The sequence below is a fragment of the Streptomyces sp. NPDC034111 genome, from assembly GCF_055575375.1.
Genome location: NZ_JBVIST010000033.1, coordinates 23,207 through 29,888, shown reverse-complemented (window position 1 = coordinate 29,888; position 6,682 = coordinate 23,207). Strand labels below are relative to the sequence as shown.

Sequence of the window (6,682 nt, the reverse complement as noted above, 5' to 3'; positions counted from 1 at the left end):
TTCGGGTGGACCTGCCAGAAGCCGCCGTTGCCGACGCGCCAGGTGCGGCCGGCGGCGCGTTCGCGGACGAAGGGGCGGCCGTGGACGCGGTGGACGCCGCCGTCCTTCTCGTTGACGCGGAGGACGGAGACCGGCTTGTCGAGTTCGAAGACACGGCGGACGTCAGCAACCCCCACCGCACGCGCCCCTGACCAAGCCACGGAAGTGTGGCGTTCCCGGCTGCTGACCAGCTGATGGCAGCCCTTCACCTCGGAAAGGGGAAGGATGAAAATCGACTTCCCTCTACTGCGGGACGACACCTGTCGCGAGTACTGCCTCCACTGCCACGCCGAGACGGTCAAAATGGATCGTCGTGGACGGAAGGACACGCTGCACCTGCGATTCCTGCGGCCGCGACGCGGAAAGAGCCGTCATCATCGACCCCCGCATCAGCTGGTGGACCGATTCAGACGGCGAGTACTGGCACGAGAGCGCCGGCGTCTTCGTACGCGACCGACAGTTCCTCTTCTTCCAACGAACAGCCTTCCACTACCGCCTGACCGTACCCGCAGGCCACGTCGAACGCGGGGAGGAACCCAAGTACGCGGCCGCGCGGGAGCTGTGGGAGGAAGTAGGAGTCCGCTGCGCGAAGGGAGACCTACAGCTCGTTGCGGACGAGCATCTCAAGGGAGACACGTGCAGAAGGGGCTCCGACGCACACCGTTGGCACGCCTATCTGCTGGAGATCGATGAGCACCGGGAAGCAGAAGTCCATAGTGAACTCACCGTGAACGAGGAAGGCGAGGCCCCCGTCTGGCCCACTCTCAACCAAGCGCGCTCCCACCAGCCCACATTCGCGGTGGAACGCATCATCACCCAACACTCCGAGAGGCTCCTCCTCCCTACCGTCCCGCGCAGCGAGACAGGACGAGCATCCGCGCGGAACCGCCGCCCACTCTCGCCAACGGCGCCAACGTACGCCGACCGACCTGCGGCAAGAGTGCGCGACCGTACGGCTGATCACGGTCACGGACGACTACTACGGCCTGACCAGCGGCACATCGAGCTGGCCCGGCCGATCTCGGCCGTGGCGCGCACACGGGACATCCCGGCCGACCCGTCCGAGCATGCATCGGCGTGACCGGCTGAACAGGCCGTACGCCAACCGCCGGTGAAAGCGTCCGCCCGTGAAGCCGGGGGCCGGGCGATGCGCCGCTCACCGGGAGCCAGGGCGCGCCCAGGGCCGGACTTCGGAACGCTCATCTGGCGGAACGGGGTCCTGCCTTTAGGGAGAGCGTCGAGTCCTTCCAGACGCCGCCCACCCCTCCCTTGAGCGTTTCCGCCCGGAATCGGCCAGTCCTCGACGCGTAACTGGACACCCCAGGAAAAGCCGGTAGATACAGAGTTATTACCGCTTAGTATCTGTCGCCTGCCCCAGGTCTCGGACAGAGGGCACATGATCACTGTGACAACGGCGGGAGCGGAATATTGATTCGCACTTCACTCCGCAGGCCCTGAATCGCGGCTGCGACCAGCAGACGCCGCATTCGGCCACAAGAGCGGACAGTTGTATGGGCTTGCCGCCACAGCTGCGGCGATGAATCGACGGGATCGGTCATGACGTAGAGCTCAGGGTCAAGAACCGCATGACGGACGGCAGCGCAATTGCCTGCCGGAACATGGGACGTTGCCCGTCCGCGCCTGGGCAGGTGGGCGGCGGCGGCTGGCGAAGCTGATTGGATTGCTCAGCAACAATGTTCGAGAATGCCAATGACACGGGTCTCTTCTACTCAGCACTGACCCGAAGCACGACCTCGGTGAGTGGGGGATTCCGCGGCAAGTTGAGCTCGGCCTCGTACCAGGTCCTGGACTGGGCGGCCAACTAGAGCACTGCCAGGATCTGGGCCTACCGGTCATGGCTGCTTCACAACCGTCAGCGTGACCTTGTCTCCCTGAGTCATCTCAACGGGGCGAATTTGACCTACCCGGATGGCGGGAACGGGAACGGGGACGAAAAGGCCGACGGCTTCGAATTCCGTTGCGCCTGCCCAGCGGGCCGGCCATCTCACCGCAGCACCCGAACAGATACACCGTGCTGCACGCGCATAGCGCACGGAGAGCACCACAACCACCTCTGAACGAAGAGTGGTTGACGTTTTTGCGCCCACATCGACTATTCAGGGATCGACTTGATACCTCGTCATCGCGTGCCGAAGCGTCTGCACACATCACTGCTCCTCATCACGGCCATGCTGGTCGCGAGCGGACCTCTGGTGTCGCAGGCACTCGCTGCCGAACCCTCGTCCGCACCCCCCAGACCGAAGGGGTGGGACGCGGTCGCGGCCGCCGAACACAAGTTATCCGACAAGCCCCGCTCAAGCCGCGTGGCGAGCCCGGACATCAACCTCGGCAAGAACTGGAAGCAGAGCAAGGACCGTGCCGTGACCGGCGTGGCCGACGTGAATGCTTTCAAAATCCTCGCCGCCGATGAAGCCAAGGCGTATGACTGGAAGACGGTCGCGGCCCTGGCAGAGCCGGCCATGCCCGCCGACTCGTGGATCGGCAACCAGTGCGTCATGGACCGCGACCATGTCGCCGCCGTGTACGCGCCCCGCACGTTCACGAACAAGCCCGACCTGATGCAGGGAGGCGCGTTCGCGGCGATCGTCAACACCACGACCGGTGCCGTGACGAAGCTGCCCTTCACCGCCTCCCTCGCCTACTTCGACCCCACGTGTAACCCGCAGACGCATACTGCCGCGTTCACCGCCTACAGGGACCTGAACGACCCGGCGAAGACGAAGACGCGGGTGCTCACGGTCGACACGGCGGGACACACGACCGGCACCGCCGCAGTCGACGGTCAGGTGACCAGTGCGGTGCCGTTGGGGGACGGTACGGTCGCCGCACGCGGACGCCAACTCGTGCACCTGGGCAAGTCCGGCTCGGTCAAGAAGCTGACGACCGCCGACAGCACACCGTTCGACATCCGCCCGGCCGCGAAGGGCAACATCGTGTTCGCGGACCACAAGCACGACACCACGGCGCAGGTGAAGGTGTTCACGGGGCAGGGCAAGCCCACCCTCGTCGCCTCGGGGCGTCTCTCCGACGTGGGTCTCCACCAGGGGGACGGGGGACGGGTGTTCCTCACGGGAAATCCCACGGCCGGCCCCCGCCTGGAGGTCACCGGGATCAGCCGCCTCGCCGTGCCCGCTGACGCCGACATCTCCACCCACGGTCACCTCGCCGTGCACCCCGTCCTCGCCCCCGGCATCCGCGCCGGACTGAACCACATTTCCCACGCGGGCAAGGGGTTCAGGAGAGCGGAGGGGAAGCAGGCGGCCCCGCCCGCGCGTTCCCCGGAACAGGTGGCTCAGGACCCCGTGAAGGTCACCTCGACCGCCACCATCACGGGCAAGGCGGTTTCCCAGTCGGTGGCCGATGTCACGGCGGAGAACGGCAACAACGCCGTCAGCCCCGCCCTCGGCGGCACCGGTAGGCCGAGCACAGCGCTCGCACCGCGGACCGCGGGCGCCGGAGTCTCCCACGACCCCACCGACCCCGACCGCTGGTGCTCCATCTCCCGCAACGACGTGACGATGCAGGCCCTGCAACCCACGCCGAACCAGGTGGAGTGGGCGGTCGACATGGCCGTCCGGGGCAAGCTGCGGGGCGGGGTGATCCGTCAGGGCGAGTACCGCAGTCAGACGGGCATGAGCACCATTGACCCGCAGGGCCTGTTCCCGCCGCCGACACTGAAGGGCGGCCAACGCATCCCCGCCAACGTCATGCTCGGCATCCTCGCTCAGGAATCCAACCTCTGGCAGGCCGAATCCGGTGTCGTCCCCGGACAGATGGGATCTCCGCTCGCTGCCGTCGACGGCTACTACGGCCACAAGGCGGACAAGGACGACCCATCGGCCTACTGGAAGATCCACTGGGACAAGTCCGACTGCGGCTACGGCGTCGGCCAGGTCACCGATGGCATGCGGAAGGCCGGCAAGGACAAGACGACCGAAAGGGGCCTGGATCCCAAGCTGCAGAAGGCGGTCGCGGTCGACTACGCGAGCAATATCGCCGCTTCCATGTACATCCTCGCCGACAAGTGGAACGAGGTGCACACCGACGGGCAGAAGGTCACGGTCAACAACGATGACCCCAAGCGCGTCGAAAACTGGTTCACCGCCGCCTGGAACTACAACCTCGGCTTCAACGGCAAGGGTGCCCCGGGCAAGCCGTGGGGCCTGGGCTGGTACAACAACCCCGCCAATCCCTTCTACCCGCCCGGACGCGGCCCGTTCATGAACACGGACATGGACACGGAAGCCAATCACGACGCGGCGCATCCGCAGGACTGGCCGTACGAGGAGAAGGTGATGGGCTGGTCCGCCTGGTCCATCGACACCGGATACTCCTACGGGACGGACGGGCGGCAGGGTTGGAAGGGCGAGTCGGGCTTCAACTCGGCCGGCTTCCAGCCCGCCTGGTGGACCACCGTCCCCAACCGTGCCACCGTCTCCCCGCCCCTGTTCACCTTCTGCAACATCCACAACGGGTGCGACCCGGCCAACCCGGCGGACTGCCCGGACGCCAAGTGCTACGAGAAGTTCTGGTGGAACCAGGAGAACGCGACATGGAAGGACTGCGACAGCACATGCGGTAACGAACTGATCAAATATGCGACGGAGCGACCCGAGCCGGGGCGCGGAACCCGTCTCAAGTACGGCGAGCCGGTCTGTTCCGGCGCCCCGAAGGACGCGGTCGTCGTCGCCTCCGTCCCCAACGGGACGCAGTCCTGGGGCTCTTGCGGGAAGGTGGCGTCGTCGGGCAGCTTCCAGTTCACCTTCTATCCCGACTCCGACAACCACTACGAGGCCAAGGCGGACCTGCACCAGGTCGGCGGCGGCTACGGTGGCCACTTCTGGTACACCCACACCCGTGACAAGGCGCACTACGGCGGCCCTTCAGGCCCCATGACCATCGACGGCACCTGGACCGGCCAGAAGATGGACCTGGGCAAGGTGTGGGTGCACCTGCCCGACACCGGGGCCCAGGCGAAGCACGCCAACTATGTGATCAAGGGCGTCGACGGCGGGGACCGCACGGTCACCATCAACGCCGACAGCGACAACACCAACAAGTGGATCTCGCTCGGCGGCTACAAGTTCACCGGCGCACCGAGCGTGACCCTGTCGAACTACACCCATGACGGCACCGCCGACGCCGACATCGCCTGGGGCGCTGCCGCCTTCCAGCCGCTCAAGGGCACGTATGTGAAGGACACGATCGAGGCCGACGCCTTCTTCGACGAGGACCAGGACATCGACGTCCGGCCGGAATCCAGCCTGTTCAATACACCGTTGAAGTCCCGCAAGGACCTGTACGACTGGGCGTTGAAGACATCTCAGAGCGTCGCGGCACTGGGCAGCTGCACCGGAGGCATCCCCGACTCCCGGTGCACCATGCCGAAGACACGGGACGCGGTGCAGAAGTGGCGTGACGAGGTGCAGCAGTCGGGCACCTCCACCACCGACCACCCCGACGGTCACTCCATCCCCGCCTGGATGCACTACTCCAACCCGTACACGAAGCGGCCGCCGAGCGACCAGCGCCCGTCGTGGTTCGGTCAGGACGGCGGGGCCTACAAGATGTACAACAAGGCGACCGTGTCGTACATCAAGACCTCCGACGGGAAGATCGTGGACGGCAGCCAGTCCGTCACCTACGACGACCGGACCGCCGACACCCACATGCCCGCGTTCGTCCATGAATTCATCAAGAGCGTCAGCGCGGAATACGGCATCCCGGAACCGAAGCTGAACTACGCGCGGAAGAACGTCAACGTCCACGACGGGGCCACCACGCATACGACCACCAACAGTGACGGGGTCCTTCCCGGCCTCGCCTACCAGTCGATCGGCGTGAAGCCGGTGATCACCGACTACGACGACAACCCCGTGTCCGGAGACAAGGGCCAGTGCGTCGCGGCGATGACCACCGCCGGCGGGTCCATCGGCTACCGACCGGCACTAGGCAACGACGGACTGACCGACAGCGTTTCCGAGTGGGTGGAAAAGGTGTCGCGTGCCGCTGGGGCGAACCATCCGGTGACGACCATGGCGGGGGATATCCGCAACATGTTCTTCAAGCCCGGCCTCACCGGTTCCATCTTCGGCAGCGCACCTCCCATCTGGCAGGAACTCGACTTCAAGTCGTGCGCCGACGGCTCGATCCGCAAAGTGTCCGCTTCCCCGGTCCTGCGGTCCAGCTATATGCCGAATCAGTACTTGTACCGCAACGGCAAGGCAATCGACCTCGACGGCGCCTACACTCAGTCCAGCAATCCGGTGACCACAGGCGACTTCTATCACTTCAGCGGTCCCGCCTCGCCGCTCAACGCAGGTGATCCGTACATGGGATGTGCGCGGGACAGTGGGCATGGGGGCAACCCGTGGAGCATCGGCGTCCTGTCCGGCGTCAACACCGACCCCGACGCCCAGTTCTGTGGTGCTCCCGCGAAGGAGCCCGACATTGAGTACACCCGATAGGTGACAGAATGGACGGGTGCTCCATCCCTTTGTTGGGGTGGGGCGCCCACTCCTCTGTCGACAACTGAAACCAGGTAGGTCATGCAGGTCGGCGCACTTGCCATTGGTATAGGCGTGTTCTTGTTATTCCCCACCGTTCCCTGGATTTTGTTCCC

2 protein-coding genes and 1 pseudogene are annotated in these 6,682 nt (G+C 65.6%); 2 read left to right on the top strand and 1 reads right to left on the bottom strand.

Annotated elements, in window-relative coordinates:
- Window positions 1-152 (bottom strand): annotated as a pseudogene (locus ACZ55A_RS36530) (RNA methyltransferase); the annotation flags it as partial.
- Window positions 153-352: 200 nt separating this feature from the next.
- Between ACZ55A_RS36530 and ACZ55A_RS36525 the strand changes: the two are divergent.
- The gene (locus tag ACZ55A_RS36525) at window positions 353-1,120 is read left to right on the top strand and encodes an NUDIX hydrolase (protein ID WP_468849330.1); all 768 of its coding nucleotides are present in this window, start codon (window positions 353-355) and stop codon (window positions 1,118-1,120) included.
- A gap of 1,243 nt (window positions 1,121-2,363) precedes the next feature.
- Window positions 2,364-6,527, top strand: coding sequence for an SGNH/GDSL hydrolase family protein (locus ACZ55A_RS36520; protein WP_468849328.1), 4,164 nt, complete (start codon window positions 2,364-2,366; stop codon window positions 6,525-6,527).
- The last annotated feature ends 155 nt before the right edge of the window (window positions 6,528-6,682 follow it).